This window comes from Arenibacter sp. ARW7G5Y1 (assembly GCF_003201775.1).
Lineage (GTDB): Bacteria > Bacteroidota > Bacteroidia > Flavobacteriales > Flavobacteriaceae > Arenibacter.
Map to the genome: position 1 here is coordinate 278,132 of NZ_QJJZ01000001.1, position 17,617 is coordinate 295,748.

The following is a 17,617-nucleotide window of genomic DNA, read 5'->3' on the forward strand; positions in this document are numbered from 1 at the left end:
AGTTCAATGCAATTAAAGCGAGTTGTAGTTACTGGTCTAGGTGCTTTGACACCTATTGGCAATAATATAGAAGAGTATTGGGAAGGCCTGAAGAGCGGAAAAAGTGGTTCGGCCCCTATTACTTATTATGATACAGAGAAGTTTAAAGTAAAATTTGCATGCGAATTAAAGAACTATAATGCCGAAGATTATTTTGATAGAAAAGAGGCCCGTAAGTTGGATAGGTTTGCCCAATATGCGCTTATTTCTTCCGATGAGGCCATAAAGGACTCAGGATTGGATCTTGACAAGATAGATAAGTTTCGGACGGGAGTAATCTGGGGAGCAGGTATTGGGGGATTGGAAACCTTTCAGAACGAAGTTCTAAATTTTGCGGCGGGTGACGGTACACCACGGTTTAACCCGTTCTTTATCCCAAAAATGATTGCGGATATTGCCCCTGGACATATTTCTATAAAACATGGTTTTATGGGTCCCAATTACACTACAGTATCGGCTTGTGCATCCTCTGCCAACGCTATTATCGATGCCTTGAACACTATTCGCTTGGGGTATTGTGATGTGGTGGTCACCGGGGGAAGTGAGGCAGCGGTAACCATTGCCGGAATGGGAGGTTTTGGTGCAATGCATGCACTTTCCACTCGTAATGAAAGCCCTGAAACGGCTTCCAGACCTTTTGATGCCACAAGGGACGGTTTTGTTCTTGGGGAAGGAGCGGGAGCTTTGATACTTGAAGAATATGAGCATGCCAAGGCAAGAGGAGCTAAAATATACGCCGAAGTTGCTGGTGGTGGACTGTCCAGTGATGCATATCATATGACGGCACCGCATCCGGATGGAATTGGGGTGGTACGTGTAATGGAGAATTGTTTAAAGGATGCAGGGTTAAAACCAGAGGATGTGGATAGTATAAATACCCATGGAACCTCTACACCTTTAGGTGATGTAGCCGAATTAAAGGCCATATCCAAAGTTTTTGGAAAGCATGCGCCCGACATTAATATAAATTCTACCAAATCTATGACAGGGCATCTTTTAGGTGCTGCAGGCGCCATTGAGGCCATTGCCTCCATTTTGGCCATGGAACATGGTTTGGTACCCCCAACCATTAACCATTCTACGGTAGATGAGAATATCGACCCTAAATTAAACCTTACCCTTAACAAGGCACAAAAAAGAGAGGTAAATGTTGCACTGAGCAATACTTTCGGATTTGGGGGGCATAATGCATGTGTAATTTTTAAAAAAATTAGCTAATTCATATTATGAACGCTCTTTCCAATTTATTTAATTCCCATTCAAAAAAGGATGGGGATTTTTTTTTGGGAATGAAAAAAATTTTAGGTTTTAAGCCCAAAAACCTAGAGGTTTATCAAAAAGCGTTCGTACATCGTTCCGCCAACAGGAAGGATAAAGCGGGTTTCCCAATGAATTATGAGCGTCTGGAATTTTTAGGGGATGCCATGTTGGGAACCATAATCTCCAAACATTTATACAGTATTGTTCCGGACGGGGACGAGGGATACCTCACCAAAATGAGATCTAAAATTGTAAGTAGGGAGCACCTCAATGAACTGGGGAAGGATCTTAGACTAATCGATTTTGTGGAGAGTAGAATTCCTAAATCGCGCTTTGGCGACAATATCCACGGAAATGTTTTTGAAGCTTTGGTAGGGGCCATTTATTTGGATAGAGGGTATAAATACTGCGAAAAGTTTATAAACAAAAGAATTATAGACCCTTATGTGGACATTGAACAATTGGAGGGTAAGGTTATAAGCTATAAAAGCTTGGTAATAGAATGGTGCCAAAAACAAAAAAAATCCTTTAATTACGATATTTACGAGGACACGGGAAATGATGTTGTTAAACATTTTGCCGTTAAATTGTCCATTGGGGGCAAAATTGTGGCCAAAGCTAGGGCAACCTCCAAAAAAAAGGCAGAAGAACGGGCTTCCAAAAGAGCTTATTTTGCCTTACAGGATAAAATGGACAAATCCAATGAGTGAAAAACCGGAAATTAACGGATCAATGTTAAAATTTGGATAGAAAACCGGACAATTGGCTTAGGGTTCTAATATTTTATTAAACTCCAACGTTTTCGTAGTCTGAACAACGTTTTATACTTGGAATGGATAGGCTAGTTTCGTTATTAATCCTATATTTACGGCTTTCACGGAAAGTATGGCAGCGATACACAAAATTTCGGAAGATTTTTATGAAGAAACCTTTACTTTAATCGCTTTGCACAGCAGTATAGAAGATTTTATGCTGGTATACGCACTTAATTCTTGTCTTAAAACGAAGTTGAAGAGGTCTGTGAACGATTTGGATTTATCGCAAAGTGGCTCTTTCCCAATTTTTGATTGGAGAGACGAAGTAAATGATCGCAATTACACATTTGTCAGTAATAATGATGTAAAGGAAGAAGTGTCTAGTGTAGGAAACCTATTTCAGGATCAGCCAACATTCACAAAATATCATTTGGTTCCTGAATATAAGGATGTGGACTATTTTTTAAAAATAGAACACGACGAATTGGATGTGGAAGAAACAATTTTAAAGTCTGTACTAACTATCCCGAAGGTCATCACGGCCTATTTAGTGGATGCAAGTAAACTAAAATCTAAAAATAATTTAATATTTTAAAATAATGCCAATAAATAAAAAGACAAAAATAGTAGCAACCCTAGGACCAGCTACTAGTACGAAGAGTGTTCTTAAGGACATGATTGAGGCTGGAGTGGATGTCTTTAGGATAAACTTTTCCCATGCCGATTATAAGGACGTTACAGAACGTATACAGATGATCCGGGAGTTGAACGAGGAATTGGGTACTTATACTTCTATTCTGGCCGATTTACAAGGACCAAAATTAAGGGTTGGGGTAATGGCCAGTGAAGTGGTAGTTGCCCCAGGGGACGAAATAACTTTTGTTACAGGGAAACCTTTTGAAGGAAATGCGGAGAAGGTGTATATGAACTACACCAATTTTCCAAAAGATGTTAAAGCGGGTGAACGAATCTTATTGGATGACGGAAAGTTAATGTTCCAAGTAATTTCAACCAATTCCAAAGATGAAGTTAGGGCTAAAGTGATCCAAGGTGGGCCTTTGAAGTCCAAAAAGGGGGTGAACCTACCCAACACCAACATCTCTTTACCGGCACTAACGGAAAAGGATATTAAGGATGCTATTTTTGCGGTATCACAAGATGTGGATTGGATAGCACTTTCCTTTGTAAGGTTTAGTCAGGATTTAATAGACCTACAGAATATTATCAAGGAACATTCTGAGCACAAAATTCCAATTATTGCAAAAATTGAAAAGCCGGAAGCAGTAGAGAACATTGATAAGATTGTTGCCTATTGTGATGGATTGATGGTTGCTAGAGGAGATTTGGGTGTGGAGGTTCCGGCTCAGGAGGTGCCCCTAATTCAAAAACAATTGGTGTTAAGAGCCAAAAAAGCGAGAATACCGGTAATTATTGCCACCCAGATGATGGAAACAATGATTACAAGTCTTACCCCTACCCGTGCGGAGGTGAATGATGTTGCCAACTCGGTAATGGATGGTGCAGATGCCGTAATGCTTTCCGGGGAGACTTCCGTTGGAAATTATCCTGTTCAGGTTATACAAAAAATGTCCAGCATCCTGGAAAGTGTGGAAAATTCAGAATTGATTAAGGTACCACATGAGCCACCACAGGTTAGAACCAATAGATATATTACCAAATCCATTTGTTACCATGCCGCCAATATGGCCAATGAAATTAAGGCCAAGGCAATATCTACCTTGACCAATAGTGGTTATACCGCTTTTCAAATATCGGCGTGGAGACCTAAGGCCCATATATTGGTATTTACTTCCAATAAGAGGATCCTTACGCAACTTAACCTGTTGTGGGGAGTAAAGGCCTTTTATTATGATAAATACGTGTCTACGGACGAAACAATTGAGGATGTCAATAAGATGGCATGTCAGAAAGGGTTTTTAGAGGTAGGGGATATGCTGATAAGTTTGGCGGCCATGCCTATAAAGGATAAAGGTATGGTAAATACCCTACGTGTATCACAAATAGAAAGCTGCGATTTTTAGAACTTAATTCCGACCATATTTTATAGGGCCTGTCTGTTTTTTAACCGGACAGGTCTTTTTTTATCGCTATAAGTCGAATTTTAGTTGTACGGTAAGTTCTTTTTGTTCCAAGGGTTCATTTTTTTCCGTATTTAAATTGGACAGGGAAATTCCTAATAGACGCACGGAATTTTCCAATTTTTCTTGATAGAGCAATTCTTGGGTAGTTTCCAATATCAAGGATTTATCAGCAATATAATAGGGAAGGGTCTTACTCCGTGTTTGAAGGGTGAAATCGCTATATTTTATCTTTAAGGTAACCGTTTTTCCTGATAACTTTGATTTCTTTAGGCGCTTTTCCAATTCTGTGACTATATTCTCCAACCGCTGGAGCATAAAGACCTCACTACTCAGGTTTTCCTCGAATGTACGTTCCGCACCCACCGATTTCGGGATTCTATTGGGTTTTACCTCACTATTGTGTATTCCTCTAACTACATGGTAATAGTAATCCCCGCTTTTGCCAAAATTCTCCTTTAGAAATTCCACAGACTTCAGCTTAAGATCCTTCCCTGTAAAAATACCGAGATGATACATTTTATCGGCCGTGACTTTCCCTACACCATAAAATTTTCTAATTTCCAAGTCTTCCAAAAAAGATATAACTTCTTCTGGATTCACCGTTTTTTGACCATTGGGCTTGTTGTAATCACTGGCAACTTTGGCCAGGAATTTATTGATGGATATTCCTGCCGATGCGGTAAGGCCCACTTCGTCAAAAATGCGCTGTCTTATTTCCATTGCTATAAGCGAAGCCGAGGGATTGCCTTTTTTATTGGTGGTTACGTCCAAATAGGCCTCATCCAAGGAAAGGGGTTCCACCAAATCTGTATAATCGAAAAAAATAGTTCTAATTTTAAGGGAAATCTCTTTATAACGTTCAAAACGAGGTGGTACAAATATTAGGTCAGGACAGTTCCTTTTGGCCAAATAACCACTCATGGCGCTGCGCACCCCAAATTTCCTGGCCTCGTAACTGGCGGCCGAAACCACCCCCCTTTTTTCGGCCCCGCCAACTGCCACAGGCTTTCCCTTTAAAGCAGGGTTGTCCATTTGTTCCACGGAGGCGTAAAACGCATCCATATCCACATGGATTATTTTTCGTTGTGGGAAATCCAATTTCATAACGTAAATTTATAACAAGTTGGCGCTATATGGCCCCAACTAAAATGTTAAACATCCTATATGGGCAAGGAACAATTTGGATTAAAGGAGAAAACCGCCATTATATTGGGCGCTACTGGCTTAACAGGAGGGTTTTTGTTGCAGATGTTGCTCAAGGATGAACGCTATATAAGAATAAAACTATTTACCAGAAGCAGTATTGGATTTTCCCATCCAAAATTGGAGGAGCATATAGTAGACCTTCTTACATTGGAAAGTTATAAGAATGATTTTCTAGCGGATGAGGTCTTTTGTTGTATTGGTACTACCAAAGCAAAAACCCCCGATACCGAAATGTACAGGAGAATAGATTTTGGGATACCTGTTACGGCAGCCAAAATTTGTAGGGATAAAGGTATTAATACATTTTTGGTCATCTCTGCTATGGGAGCCAATTCCAAAAGCGGTGTTAACTACAATAGGATAAAAGGGGAAATGGAAGAGGCTGTTTTAAAGTGTGGCATCCCCAACACCTATATTTTACAGCCATCGTTGATAGGTGGCAAGCGGGACGAGAAACGGATAGGGGAATGGATTGCCAAACGGTTTATGAAAGTTCTTGATTATATACTTGTAGGACCTTTGGAAAAATATAGATCCATAGATCCAGAAGTTATTGCTACTGCCATGGTTTGGTTGGCCAACAATAACTATGAAAAAACAAGAATCCAGTCCGATGAAATTAGGAATATTTATCAGGAACTTTCTAAGTGAGCTAGTTAACCAATTTTTATAAATGATAGAAATAGAGCGAAAATTTTTAGTGAAGTCGGAAGATTTCAAATCGGACGCTATTAAAAATGAAAGAATTGTTCAAGGGTTTTTAAATACGGACCCCCTAAGAACTGTAAGGGTCAGAATCAAGGGAGACAAGGGGTTTATTACAGTGAAGGGAAAGGGCAACCAAAGTGGAACCACGCGTTTTGAATGGGAAAAGGAAATAGCTGTCAAAGAAGCCGATGCCTTGATACAATTATCGGAACCTGGGGTCATAGATAAGGTGAGGTACTATATTGAAGTAGGGAGGCACATTTATGAAGTGGATGAATTCCTAGGGGACAATTCGGGATTGATAGTTGCGGAAATTGAATTGGAAGACGAGGCTGAGGACTTTTTAAAGCCAAGTTGGCTAGGACAGGAGGTTACGGCAGATATCAAATATTACAATTCACAGTTGAGCAAAAACCCTTTTAAGACATGGAAAAAATAAGGTTCTTATGTGTTATTTTGTTATTGGGACTGTTATTTTCCTGTAAAGACTCGGGAGAGGTGGCAAGTGTAAAAATAGACCAGCAACTTGCTGAATCAGAGCTTCCCGTGGCCCAATTGAAGAAGCGTTTGGAAGCACAAGGGTTTCAGACTTTCAATTATATAGATGAAAAAACCATGGACACCATCTTGATGCAGCAATATTTTATTGCCTTTTTAAAGAGTGGTCCAAATCGCTCCCAATCCAAGGCAGAGGCAGATAGTCTACAGGCCTTGCATTTAGCCCATTTGGGAAGTATGTACGAGCAGGGCTATGCCGATATTTCCGGTCCTTTTGGTGATAATGGGGATATACGTGGTATTACCATCTACAATGTGCCGACCCAAGAAATGGCAGATAGTCTGGCCAAAATGGACCCCATAGTCAAGTCAGGACGCTTGGCGATAGAAATACACCCATGGTGGGCAGCAAAGGGATATAAACTAAGATAGTTTGGAGGCATAAGCTTGGGTTGCTATACCTCTAAGATTGTTAATGACAAGATGTTCCAAAAGTTCCGTACTGCTGTACTTGTCAAAGAGATTGTTGCTTGAAAAAAGCACGTATTCCAGTCGGTTTAAATATAATAGGGAAGTTAGTTCCAAATTGACGTTCATTCTTATTTGCCCCTTAATTTGAGCCTGTTGTAACAGATCAAAAACGCAATCATGTATTTCCTTTGCCCTAAATTCATTGAATAGTTCATTGGCCCGTGGATAGTATTTTTGTAAACCCAATAAAAATGACGGACTGAACTTTTTAAGATTATTCAACCCTATCCGGTAAATTGAAATAACACCTTGGATAGGGTTGTTTTTTTCTCTTTTTCTTACCTCTGTTATCTCAGTCTGTACACCTGTCAATAGGTATTTGAGACTTTCCTGAACAATTTCTTCCTTGCTCGAAAAATACCTATAGATCGTTTTTTTTGAGATGCCCATTTCATGGGCCAGGTCATCCAGGGTAAATCGTTTGCTTCCAAATTTTAAAAATTTGGAAATGGCAAATTCTAAAAATTCTTCCTGATTCTCCATGGCCTGTAAATTTGCCTTCTATTTCCAGCCACCACCCAAGGCGCGATACAATTCTACTGTAGCCGATAATTGGGATAGTTTATTGGTAATAAGATTTAATTCGGCACTCAATGCACTTTGTCTAGCTGTTAACAGATCCAAATAGTTGGCGTAACCATTTTTTAACAACTCTTCAGAATTACTTTCTGCTTTGCGCAAGGCTTCCACTTCATTTTTTCTAAACTCGAATTTCTTGGTTTCAGCTTCATACGAAAACAACGCATTGGACACTTCGCTACCTGCTACCAATAAGGTTTTCTTAAAATTTAAGAAGGAACTTTCTTGATTCGCAAGAGCCACTTCTTTTTGTGTCTTTAGTTTTCTTTGGTTTAAAAGTGGTTGTGTTAATCCGCCAACTACTGTTGCAAATAGTGAGTTTGCATTAAGTAGATTGTCTAACTCCAAACTTTGCAAACCCCCTGAAGCAGTTAGGGTCAGGGAAGGATAGAAGCTACTTTTGGCCACATTGGTCAACTCAAAATCTTTAATTAGGGCATATTCTGCAGCCATAACGTCCGGCCTGTTTCTTAGTAATCTCGCAGGTACACCCAGCTCTATTTCCTGATCAATACTTTGATTGTCCAATCTACTTCTTTCAAACTCTTGGGGTGCTTTACCAAGTAAAATGCTCAATGTATTTTCAGCTTTGAAAATAGCGGCCTCAATATCTATTTGTAGGGCTCTGGCGCTATTGTACTGCGCTATGTTTTGGTCTACTGCCACCTGGGTTACTTGTCCGGCTTCTTTTAAGGCTTTAATAGTTTCAACACCACTTTTCCTGGTTGCTATGGTTTGCTTTGTTACCTCCAACTGTGCATCCAAAGCCAATAGGTTGTAATAGGTATTTGCAATGTTGGAAATCAATTGTGTTTTTACAGCTTGATGTCCAGCAACACTTTGTAGATAATCTGCCTGTGATGCTCTTTTATTGCTTCTTATTTTTCCCCAAATATCGGCTTCCCAAGATAAGTTGGCAGTAATATCGTAAGTGTCCAAACCTCCACTAAATATAGAACCGAACTGACTGTTCTCTGAATATTCCTGATGGGTATAGTTGGGACCCGCACTCAATGTTGGCAAATAACCTGCTTTCCCTTGTTTTGCGTAGGCTTCGGCAGCTATCATTTGCTGAATAGCGATTCGAATGTCCATATTGTTTTGCAGACCCTCCTCTATATATTGTTCAAGATATTGATCTTTGAACAAATCTTTCCAAGATAGGTCTGCTATGGAAACACTATCTGTTGGAAGGTTTTCGGTTCTAAAAAGCGCTTTGGTTTCTATCTCCGGCCTTACATAATCCCGTGCAACAAAACAACTTTGTAATGTGATGGCAACTAATAGTAAAAGTGTGCCTTTACCTAAATTTTTATGTGATATAATTGATTTCATTGTTCTTAATCTTCTAAAGTTTGTACTGCGGGTTTACTAGAAACTTTTTCTTGTAGCCACTGAAATAATATAAATAGTATTGGGATTACAAAGACACCTAAAATGGTTCCTATTAGCATGCCTCCTGCAGCACCGGTACCAATGGAATTGTTTCCTTCTGCCCCTACGCCATTTGCCAATACTAATGGCATTAATCCTAAGATAAAGGCAAATGAGGTCATTAATATTGGACGTAAACGGGCCTTGGCTCCGTGGATAGCGGCATCAACAATACTCTCGCCATTTTTTCGTCTTTGTAATGCAAACTCTACAATTAGGATGGCGTTTTTAGCCAGCAATCCTATTAGCATGATTAAGGCAATTTGAAAGTAAATATTATTTTCAAGTCCAAAAAACTTCGTGCTTATATAGGCGCCAAATACACCGAACGGTAATGATAAAACTACTGCAAATGGTAATAAGTAGCTTTCGTACTGTGCACTCAATAAGAAATACACAAATAGAATACTTAATATAAAAATAAAGGTGGTTTGGTTTCCTGCATTCACCTCTTCGCGTGTTAAACCGGAATAGGCAACGGTATAATTACTGGGAAGTTTTGCAACCTCCTCCTCAATAACCCTAATGGCATCACCAGTACTAAATCCGGGGTTTGTTGCACCTGTGATACTTGTGGAATTAAATAAGTTGAAACGCGTTACCGATTGGGGTCCATAAACACGTTTTAGATTTACAAACTGTGTAATTGGTGTCATTTCCCCCGTGTTGGTTCTCACGTACATACTGTTCAAGGCACTTTTATCTGCCCTGTCTTCTGGTAAGGCCTGTATGTAGACCCTAAATTGTTTTCCGAATCGTGAAAAATCCGACGCATAAATTCCTCCAATGTATCCTTGAAGCGTGGAAAAGATGCTGGTTATGGAAACTCCCTTTTCTTTTGCTAAAGGTACATTCACCTCCATTTCGTATTGGGGGTAATTGGTATTAAATGCTGAGGTTGCGTATTTTATTTCCGGCCGTTGCATTAAGGCCATGGTAAAATCATTTTTAACCTTATCCAAATCCGAAAACTCTCCTCCAAACTTATCCAATAAATTTATTTCGAAACCTGCGGAGTTACCAAAACCGCGGATACTAGGTGGTGAAAAGAAAATAATATTGGCATCAGGAATAGTGGCTGCTATACCAAATAATTTTCCTGTAATGGCCTGTGCAGATAAGGCTTCATCCTTACGTTCGCCCCAATCCTTAAGTTTTATAATCCCAAACCCAAAGTTACTTCCCGATCCACTAATTATACTTCTACCTTTAATAAAGTTAACGGCTACAATACCATCCATACCGTCTATTCTGTCGAATAATTTTCTTGCAACGGCATCTGTTCTATCCAAAGAAGCCCCTGGTGGTAATTCAATATTTGCGAAAATAATCCCTCTATCCTCATTAGGGACAAAACCTGTTGGAGTTGTTGTTGATGCCCAATAAATACCAACAACCGCGATGATCAATAGTAAAACAGAAACAAATTTTCTTTTGTATAAAAACTGAAGTGATTTACCATATCTATCTACTGTGGCATTAAAGCCACGATTGAATAAAGTGTAAAAGCGTTTTAAAGGACTTTTTCCCTTTAATTCTTCGTCCCCCTTGTGTCCTTTTAGTAATAGGGCACACAATGCCGGGCTTAATGTTAAAGCATTTACTGCAGAAATAAGGATGGCAATAATTAAGGTAACACCAAATTGCTCATAAAATACACCTGTTGGCCCCGTTACAAATGTCACCGGAATAAATACCGCAGCCATTACAAGTGTAATTGAAATAATAGCTCCTGAAATTTCGTTCATGGCTGTTAGGGTCGCTTTTTTGGGATTGTGTTCCCCGTTGTCCATCTTGGCATGAACAGCTTCAACAACAACAATGGCATCATCTACCACTATACCAATGGCAAGTACCAAGGCGAATAGTGTTAATAAGTTGATGGAATAACCAAAAACATTCAAGAAGAAGAAGGTACCAATAATGGAAACCGGTACTGCAATTGCTGGAATTAGCGTAGAACGAAAATCTTGTAAGAAGATAAATACCACTAAGAAAACCAATAAAAAGGCTTCCAATAAGGTGGTTACTACCTTATCAATAGACGCATTTAAGAATAAACTTGTGTCGTAGGGTACAAAAATGTCCAAGCCTTCAGGAAGGTCACTTTTAACCGATTCCAAAGTAACTTTAATATTCTCAATAATTTCTTGGGCGTTGGAACCCTTTGTTTGAAAGATTCCCATGAACACGGCTGGATGGCCCTTGCTCATCGCATTCGCCGCGTAGGATTGTGCATCCAGTTCAATGGTAGCAACATCTTTTAGACGTAAAAACTCCCCGTCTCCCAATGCTTTGATTACAATATCGCTGTATTGGCTTTCGTCCTTAAAACGTCCGCTATAGGTTAATGTATATGAAAACGATTCGCCATTATTCTGACCTAAGGAACCAGCGGCCGCTTCTAAATTTTGCTCTGCCAATGCTGCAGAAATATCTGAAGGAATTAAACCATAAGATGCCAACTTTTCTGGATTTAGCCAGATTCGCATGGCATAGTCCTGTTGTGAGAACACACTAACATCTCCAACACCACTAATACGCTGCATTGCCGGAATAACGTTAATTTTAAGGTAATTCTGAATAAAGGTAGCATCATAATCTTCGCTTTCAGAATACATGGAAATAAACATTAATGCACTCGTTTCTTGCTTTTGTGTTGTTACCCCGGTTTGGGTTACCTCTTGAGGTAATAAAGGGGTTGCCCTTGCTACACGGTTTTGCACATTGACGGCTGCAATATCTGCATCAATTTCTTGATTGAAATAAACGGTAATTTCTGCAGCACCTGTATTGGATGCGGTAGAGGTTAGGTAGGTCATACCTTCCACACCATTAATCTGTTCTTCAATTGGAATAATGACACTTTCCAAAACGGTCTCGGCATTGGCTCCAGTATAATTGGCAGTAACTTTAATAGTTGGTGGCGCAATATCCGGGTATTCCTCTATGGGTAAGCTAGTAATACTTATAATTCCTAGTAAAACTATGATAATAGAGATTACCGTTGAAAGAACGGGTCTTTCAATAAATGTTTTTAACATGGCTACTATTTTTGTGAGTTGGGGACTAGTTTTTAAATAATGTTGCTACGGGTTGAATGGCATCTTCAAAAGAAGTTTCTTGAGGGATAATGGCCATTCCGTTTCTTAGTTTGCCTACACCCGATACTATAATTTTGTCATTGTCATCTACACCAGAGTCAACAACATATAAGTTACCTACCGTTCCCTTTATTTTTACAATGGAAGTTTCTACCTTGTTGTCGGCCCCAAGCTTAAATATCATTATGTTTCCTTGTTGCTCAAAAGTGGCTGATTGAGGTACTACTATAGCGTCTTTATATTCTATAGGGAATCTTATTTTACCGCTATTTCCATTGGTTAAGATTTCGTTTGGATTGTTAAAAGCGGCTCTAATTTTTATGGTTCCGGTACTTTGATTTACTTGGCCTGTACTGGTTTGAATACGTCCTTTTTCCGAATAAATTTTACCGTTGGCCAAAACCAGACTTAAATCTGGGGAATTTTTAATACGTTCTGCTTTACTTTTTCCTTCGGAATTTTGTAAATGGTCTATGTATTGTGCTTCATTGAAACTAAAAAATGCATATACCTGGTCAATTTCACTAACTGTTGTTAGCGGGGTAGCGTCATTTGGACTTATTAAGGCACCTTCTCTAAAGTTTATGGCACCAACATAACCATCAATAGGACTTTTAATGGTGGCATAGCCAATGTTTGCTGAAACTCCGCTATAACTGGCCTTGGCCTGTGCTAAATTGGCTTTGGCGGTTTCCAACTGAACTGGACTAATAATGTTTTTTTCTACAAGGGGGATCAATTTGTCTACCTCCACTTGTGCTACATTAACACGTGCTTTTGCCGCAACCGCATCTTGATTTAAAGCTTGTGTTTCCAATTTAAAAAGCACTTGTCCCTTTTTTACTTTTTGACCTTCATCTACGTATACTTTTTCAATATATCCCGAGGTTTTGGCCCTTACATCACTGTTTACCCTACCCTCAATGGTTGCGGGATAATCTATATATCCTGTTACGGTCTTATGTTCCACTTGTGATACCGGAAAAGGTAGTAATGGCGGGGCTTGTTGTGCCGCAGCAGCGTTTTCTTGTTTGCTGCCACAGCTCACAATAACTAAGAATAAACTTAGTCCTAGAATGGTATATAATTTATTATTCTTCATTTTTAAGTTGAGTTTAGATATGGAATTTGTTGCTAATTAATTTTTCTCTTAATTCTTTAACTGAAGATGTAGCTTCATCTACAAACTTGACGTAATCATTATGAAAGCTTAAATCGAACTTTTCGTCGTCATTTTCAATTTTTAATTTGTTTTGGTTTTCTTTATATGCTTTAATTTCTAAATGGATGGCCCTTTCTGCATTCCAATGGCTGATCATTCTATCTACATGCTGAATAATTGTATTTTTATTGATTATAAAGTACTTTTTACGGTCTCCTGTCTTTGTGTAATACTCAATTTTATTTAAATCTTGTAAATGATTAAGATGTGTGGAAATTGTACTTTTACTTGCACATAGTATAGTTACCATATCTTCAAAAGTGGATCCTTTCTTTCCAGTTAGGATTATATATGCCATAATACGTGCAGCAACAGGAGCCAATTGCTCTCTGCCCTCTAAATGAACGCCCAGTTTTTCAACCAGGGCCATTTTCTGTTTGCAGATGTTGTTTTTCATTTTGAATAGCTTTATTACTGTTTTTGGAACAAAAATTATTTGTATTCAGTAAAATAAGGCGCAAATATACTTATTGGTTCTGAACAAACCGAACTAAACGAAATTAAAGTTTTGTTAAATTGATAAGAGACCTTAAGGGCTTATTCGGAGCCCGGGAGTTCTGTAGTAATTATTAGTGGTCTATTTGGCCAATATTCCCTCCAATTCCATAACCGGAATAGGCCCTAGTTTGGATTCACTTATAGAATTCTTTTCGAAAAGGAAGCGCTTTTCGTATAGTTTGTCATCGGCGAAAAAAGTAACAAAGAATTCATTGTTGAAGGCCAATAAATCTTCCTGGAGTATTTCAATTTTTCGAAAGTTTTTGGCCTGAATATCGCCTAGTCCATGTCTCATGGTAGAAGTTTTACGGTCTCCTTCGTAACCATTTGAAACAGCTATGACAGCTTCAATCTTGCTGTCCCTATCGTTGATGAGGTAGGCATTCCAATTTTTTTCCAGGAATTCATCGTTCCATTCAGGGACAATGGCAACATGAACGTTTTTCGCGATCGGAATTTCTATATCTTTTTTCAATTGTACAGAAAATAATTCAGCATCCTTCCAACTAGAGTAGTTGATGAAATTTTATTAATACTAAGTTTTAAAGGTAGGCACCTTTCCAAAAAAGGGTGCTCTATATGTAGGATTGTCCCATTGGCCGGTATGCCGTGATTTCATTTAAAAAGCACTTTTAAACTGCTCCAAAAAGCGTACATCATTTTCGCTCAATAGTCGAATATCCGAAATTTGATGGAGTAATAGCGCAATTCTATCTATGCCCATGCCAAAAGCGAAACCGGAATATTCATTGGCGTCGATACCACAATTGGTAAGTACATTGGGATCTACCATACCACAACCCATGATTTCCAACCATCCGGTACCCTTGGTCATTTTGTAATCCGTTTCGGTTTCCAGTCCCCAGTAAACGTCTACCTCGGCACTGGGCTCGGTAAATGGGAAGTAGGACGGCCTTAGCCTTATTTTGGATTTTCCGAATAGTTCGGTCGTAAAAAATTGTAAGGTTTGCTTTAAATCTGCAAAAGACACATCCTTGTCTATGTAGAGTCCCTCTACCTGATGAAAAAAGCAATGGGAGCGAGCGGATATAGCTTCGTTCCTGTAAACCCTGCCCGGGGAAATAGTCCTTATGGGAGGTTTGTTATTTTCCATATAGCGCACTTGAACCGATGAGGTATGGGTACGCAACAAAATATCAGGATCGGTTTGTATAAAAAACGTATCCTGCATATCCCTTGCCGGATGGTATTCCGGAAGGTTTAGAGCGGTAAAATTATGCCAATCATCTTCTATTTCCGGTCCTTCGGAAACATTGAACCCAATTCGGGAAAAGATGTCGGTGATCTGATTTTTAACGATCGAGATCGGATGGCGCGTTCCAAGTCCCAAGGGCTCTCCCGGTCTGGTTAAGTCCCCATAAATTCCTTTTTCCTCTTTCTTGTTTTCAAGGGCTTCCTTTAAAGCATTTACTTTTTCGGTAGCAGCGGTTTTTAGTAGGTTTACGGTTTGTCCAAACTCTTTCTTCTGCTCGTTGGGAACATTTTTAAAATCAGAAAAAAATTGATTGAACAACCCTTTTTTTCCCAGGTACTTTATTCGGAATGCCTCTATGGCCTCCATATCGGTAGAAGAAAAATTTTCTACCTCGGTTATATGCTTTTTTATGGTATCGATCATGTTATTCGGCTAATGCCGCAAATTTAAGATAATTACGGCATTACCGACTACATATTTCGTCATAAATTGGATAAGAACCTAAGCCAAAGCCTCCACCTTTTGTTCAACTGGCATTTTGTTTAAGTACGCAATACATTCATCAAAAGTGTTGAATATGTGTTCCTTTGGTATTAAATCAGGTATTAGATCTACGCGCTCCATCATGTAACGTGGTTGATCCAGAACATCTACCAATAATACTTCGATCTTGGAATTAAGTAAATCTATAAGTACATCCTCCAAGGTGTAGAGACCGGATTGGTCCATATACTGCATTCGGTCCATACGAATTATAACCGTCTGTGCCGTTCTTGGAATTTGGTTTGCCAAAGCCTGAAATTCACTTGTGGAACCAAAGAATAGAGGACCTTTAATATGTTTTATAAAAACCTTTTCTTTCAAATGTTTCGGGAAATTGGCTTCATCTGCCCATCCTTTTTCATGTTCCAAGGTTTTTACATCGGACCTTTCTGCGGTAAGATCCCCCATTTTTTTCATAAACATCAAAGAGGCAATTACTAGACCAACGCCTACGGCATATACCAAATTCCATACGGAGGAAAGAACAAGTACCACAAGCATTATAATAACTTCAGAACTTAACTTAATGGGACCCAGGCTCATGTCCTTAGGTAAACTTGGTATGGCTTTTAAACCTTTATAATCCATTACACCTATACCAACGGTCACCAATATTCCTGCAAGTACGGCGGCTGGTATTTGCGACGCCACTGGTCCCAAAGCTAAGAGAATGATCAATAACAGTACACCTGCAACCATACCCGATAATTTGGTTTTCCCCCCAGCATTTATATTTACCACTGTACGAATGGTGGCTCCGGCTCCGGGGATTCCTCCAAAAATAGCGGCTATACTATTGCCAATACCCTGACCTACCAGTTCCTTATTGGGTTGATGTTTTGTTTTGGTCATGTTATCCGCTACTACAGACGTCAAAAGCGAATCTATGGCCCCCAATAAGGCCAATGTTAGGGCTGTAAAGATATATGGCGTTACCGATCCGAGTTCAAATGCGGTGAATATTTCAAGGTTGGGCACTGGGAAACCACTAGGTATTTCTTCAATAGGACGATAGTTGAGTCCAAAGCCGTATGCCACTCCCGAAACAACGATAAGGGCTACCAATGCGCTTGGGATGGCAGTGGTAATTCTTTTAAAGCCGTATATAATTGCAATTGTTGATAGGGCCAGGATAAGTTCCAGCCAATTGATGTTTTGCATGGCCCTGGGAAGGACTTTTATAGTGCCGAAAACCCCTGATGCCTCAGTTTTTGCCAAGGTGCTGGCTTCTTTGTTTATATCATCTTGGGTAATTTCTTCTGAACGTGTTATGGTTTCCTCAAAATCTTCCAAAACCAGAATGCCTTCCCCTGCCTCTTCCTTGAGAATGTTTTCTAAGATAATTTCTTCAGCCAGGGGTTTGTATTGTGACACAAACTCGGCGTCCTCTTTTGGGTAATACCCTATGGACGGTAAAATTTGGGTAACCAAAATGATGACCCCAATTGCCGTCATAAAACCGGAAACTACAGGATAGGGGATGTAGCGAATGTACTTACCTATCCCCATAAGCCCAAGACCAATTTGCATAAGGCCGGCCAATAAAAACACAATAAGAATGGCGGGAAGTGCCTTTTCTATGCTACCGTCATTAAGTGCCACAATACCTGCAATAACCACCATACTTACAGCGGTCATTGGAGCTGTGGGGCCAGATATTTGAGTGTTGGTTCCTCCAAAAAGTGCTGCAAAAAAACTGATGAATATTGCTCCGTACAGTCCGGCACTTGGTCCAAGTCCGGAACTTACACCGAAGGCCAAAGCCAATGGAAGAGCTACAATACCTGCTGTAATGCCACCAAAAAGGTCTCCTCTAAAATTTGAAAAAAGATTTTTCATAATATTGAATTTAATGCTAGGTTAGTTTAAGCAATAGTTGCAAAAGATTGAAACCAACCTTTGGTTTCAATAGGAAGAAGGCC

The 17,617-nt window shown here is 39.4% G+C and carries 16 protein-coding genes; 7 read left to right on the forward strand and 9 right to left on the reverse strand.

The window, feature by feature from the left end; genetic code table 11:
• Positions 1 to 6: 6 nt before the first annotated feature.
• From fabF to pyk, 4 genes are all read left to right on the forward strand, one after another.
• Positions 7 to 1,257: a beta-ketoacyl-ACP synthase II gene (gene fabF / locus C7972_RS01130; protein ID WP_110354365.1), complete on the forward strand. Its 1,251-nt coding sequence runs from the start codon at positions 7 to 9 to the stop codon at positions 1,255 to 1,257.
• Between the two features lie 8 nt (positions 1,258 to 1,265).
• A complete protein-coding gene (gene rnc / locus C7972_RS01135) occupies positions 1,266 to 2,009 on the forward strand; it encodes a ribonuclease III (protein WP_110354366.1) in 744 nt (247 codons plus the stop codon).
• Between the two features lie 175 nt (positions 2,010 to 2,184).
• Positions 2,185 to 2,649 carry an IPExxxVDY family protein gene (locus C7972_RS01140; RefSeq protein ID WP_110354367.1) on the forward strand — a complete coding sequence of 155 codons (465 nt, stop codon included), beginning with the start codon at positions 2,185 to 2,187 and terminating at the stop codon, positions 2,647 to 2,649.
• 4 nt (positions 2,650 to 2,653) lie between these two features.
• Entirely contained in the window at positions 2,654 to 4,096 is a 1,443-nt protein-coding gene (gene pyk, locus C7972_RS01145) for a pyruvate kinase (RefSeq protein ID WP_110354368.1), read from the forward strand.
• Between the two features lie 66 nt (positions 4,097 to 4,162).
• Here pyk and dinB read toward each other — a convergent pair whose 3' ends face one another.
• Positions 4,163 to 5,260, reverse strand: coding sequence for a DNA polymerase IV (gene dinB, locus C7972_RS01150; protein ID WP_110354369.1), 1,098 nt, complete (start codon positions 5,258 to 5,260; stop codon positions 4,163 to 4,165).
• A 60-nt stretch (positions 5,261 to 5,320) separates the two neighbouring features.
• On the opposite strand from dinB, the gene C7972_RS01155 reads away from it, so the two are divergent.
• Genes C7972_RS01155 through C7972_RS01165 form a run of 3 tightly spaced genes read left to right on the forward strand, consistent with a single transcriptional unit; the run spans position 5,321 to position 7,000 of the window.
• On the forward strand, positions 5,321 to 6,013 hold the full coding sequence (locus C7972_RS01155) for a nucleoside-diphosphate sugar epimerase (RefSeq protein ID WP_110354370.1): 693 nt from the start codon (positions 5,321 to 5,323) through the stop codon (positions 6,011 to 6,013).
• A gap of 22 nt (positions 6,014 to 6,035) precedes the next feature.
• A complete protein-coding gene (locus C7972_RS01160) occupies positions 6,036 to 6,509 on the forward strand; it encodes a CYTH domain-containing protein (RefSeq protein WP_110354371.1) in 474 nt (157 codons plus the stop codon).
• Positions 6,497 to 7,000, forward strand: a complete 504-nt coding sequence (locus tag C7972_RS01165) for a YciI family protein (RefSeq protein ID WP_110354372.1) — start codon at positions 6,497 to 6,499, stop codon at positions 6,998 to 7,000. Before C7972_RS01160 ends, C7972_RS01165 begins: the two co-directional genes overlap by 13 nt.
• On the opposite strand, the gene C7972_RS01170 is transcribed toward C7972_RS01165, so the two are convergent.
• The 8 genes from C7972_RS01170 to C7972_RS01205 all read right to left on the reverse strand — a co-directional run bounded on the left by C7972_RS01170 (position 6,992) and on the right by C7972_RS01205 (position 17,534).
• Positions 6,992 to 7,582, reverse strand: a complete 591-nt coding sequence (locus C7972_RS01170; RefSeq protein WP_110354373.1) for a TetR/AcrR family transcriptional regulator — start codon at positions 7,580 to 7,582, stop codon at positions 6,992 to 6,994. The genes C7972_RS01165 and C7972_RS01170 overlap by 9 nt on opposite strands.
• Positions 7,583 to 7,600: 18 nt before the next feature.
• Positions 7,601 to 9,013, reverse strand: coding sequence for an efflux transporter outer membrane subunit (locus C7972_RS01175; RefSeq protein ID WP_110354374.1), 1,413 nt, complete (start codon positions 9,011 to 9,013; stop codon positions 7,601 to 7,603).
• A 5-nt stretch (positions 9,014 to 9,018) separates the two neighbouring features.
• Positions 9,019 to 12,156, reverse strand: coding sequence for an efflux RND transporter permease subunit (locus C7972_RS01180; RefSeq protein ID WP_110354375.1), 3,138 nt, complete (start codon positions 12,154 to 12,156; stop codon positions 9,019 to 9,021).
• A gap of 25 nt (positions 12,157 to 12,181) precedes the next feature.
• Entirely contained in the window at positions 12,182 to 13,318 is a 1,137-nt protein-coding gene (locus tag C7972_RS01185) for an efflux RND transporter periplasmic adaptor subunit (RefSeq protein ID WP_110354376.1), read from the reverse strand.
• A gap of 13 nt (positions 13,319 to 13,331) precedes the next feature.
• Positions 13,332 to 13,835, reverse strand: a complete 504-nt coding sequence (locus C7972_RS01190) for a GbsR/MarR family transcriptional regulator (protein WP_110354377.1) — start codon at positions 13,833 to 13,835, stop codon at positions 13,332 to 13,334.
• A 180-nt stretch (positions 13,836 to 14,015) separates the two neighbouring features.
• A complete protein-coding gene (locus C7972_RS01195) occupies positions 14,016 to 14,411 on the reverse strand; it encodes a hypothetical protein (RefSeq protein ID WP_110354378.1) in 396 nt (131 codons plus the stop codon).
• A gap of 144 nt (positions 14,412 to 14,555) precedes the next feature.
• Positions 14,556 to 15,575: a phenylalanine--tRNA ligase subunit alpha gene (pheS, locus tag C7972_RS01200; protein ID WP_110354379.1), complete on the reverse strand. Its 1,020-nt coding sequence runs from the start codon at positions 15,573 to 15,575 to the stop codon at positions 14,556 to 14,558.
• 78 nt (positions 15,576 to 15,653) lie between these two features.
• Positions 15,654 to 17,534 (reverse strand): SulP family inorganic anion transporter, encoded by a 1,881-nt coding sequence (locus C7972_RS01205; RefSeq protein ID WP_110354380.1) that lies wholly within the window; start codon positions 17,532 to 17,534, stop codon positions 15,654 to 15,656.
• Between the last annotated feature and the right edge of the window lie 83 nt (positions 17,535 to 17,617).

Coding starts and splice junctions, on each gene's coding strand:
- C7972_RS01190 (WP_110354377.1), bottom strand. CDS start 13,835: ATGAAAAACAACATCTGCAAACAGAAAATGGCCCTGGTTGAAAAACTG.
- C7972_RS01140 (WP_110354367.1), top strand. CDS start 2,185: ATGGCAGCGATACACAAAATTTCGGAAGATTTTTATGAAGAAACCTTT.
- C7972_RS01170 (WP_110354373.1), bottom strand. CDS start 7,582: ATGGAGAATCAGGAAGAATTTTTAGAATTTGCCATTTCCAAATTTTTA.
- C7972_RS01180 (WP_110354375.1), bottom strand. CDS start 12,156: ATGTTAAAAACATTTATTGAAAGACCCGTTCTTTCAACGGTAATCTCT.
- dinB (WP_110354369.1), bottom strand. CDS start 5,260: ATGAAATTGGATTTCCCACAACGAAAAATAATCCATGTGGATATGGAT.
- pyk (WP_110354368.1), top strand. CDS start 2,654: ATGCCAATAAATAAAAAGACAAAAATAGTAGCAACCCTAGGACCAGCT.
- C7972_RS01185 (WP_110354376.1), bottom strand. CDS start 13,318: ATGAAGAATAATAAATTATATACCATTCTAGGACTAAGTTTATTCTTA.
- C7972_RS01175 (WP_110354374.1), bottom strand. CDS start 9,013: ATGAAATCAATTATATCACATAAAAATTTAGGTAAAGGCACACTTTTA.
- C7972_RS01205 (WP_110354380.1), bottom strand. CDS start 17,534: ATGAAAAATCTTTTTTCAAATTTTAGAGGAGACCTTTTTGGTGGCATT.
- pheS (WP_110354379.1), bottom strand. CDS start 15,575: ATGATCGATACCATAAAAAAGCATATAACCGAGGTAGAAAATTTTTCT.
- C7972_RS01160 (WP_110354371.1), top strand. CDS start 6,036: ATGATAGAAATAGAGCGAAAATTTTTAGTGAAGTCGGAAGATTTCAAA.
- C7972_RS01165 (WP_110354372.1), top strand. CDS start 6,497: ATGGAAAAAATAAGGTTCTTATGTGTTATTTTGTTATTGGGACTGTTA.
- fabF (WP_110354365.1), top strand. CDS start 7: ATGCAATTAAAGCGAGTTGTAGTTACTGGTCTAGGTGCTTTGACACCT.
- rnc (WP_110354366.1), top strand. CDS start 1,266: ATGAACGCTCTTTCCAATTTATTTAATTCCCATTCAAAAAAGGATGGG.
- C7972_RS01155 (WP_110354370.1), top strand. CDS start 5,321: ATGGGCAAGGAACAATTTGGATTAAAGGAGAAAACCGCCATTATATTG.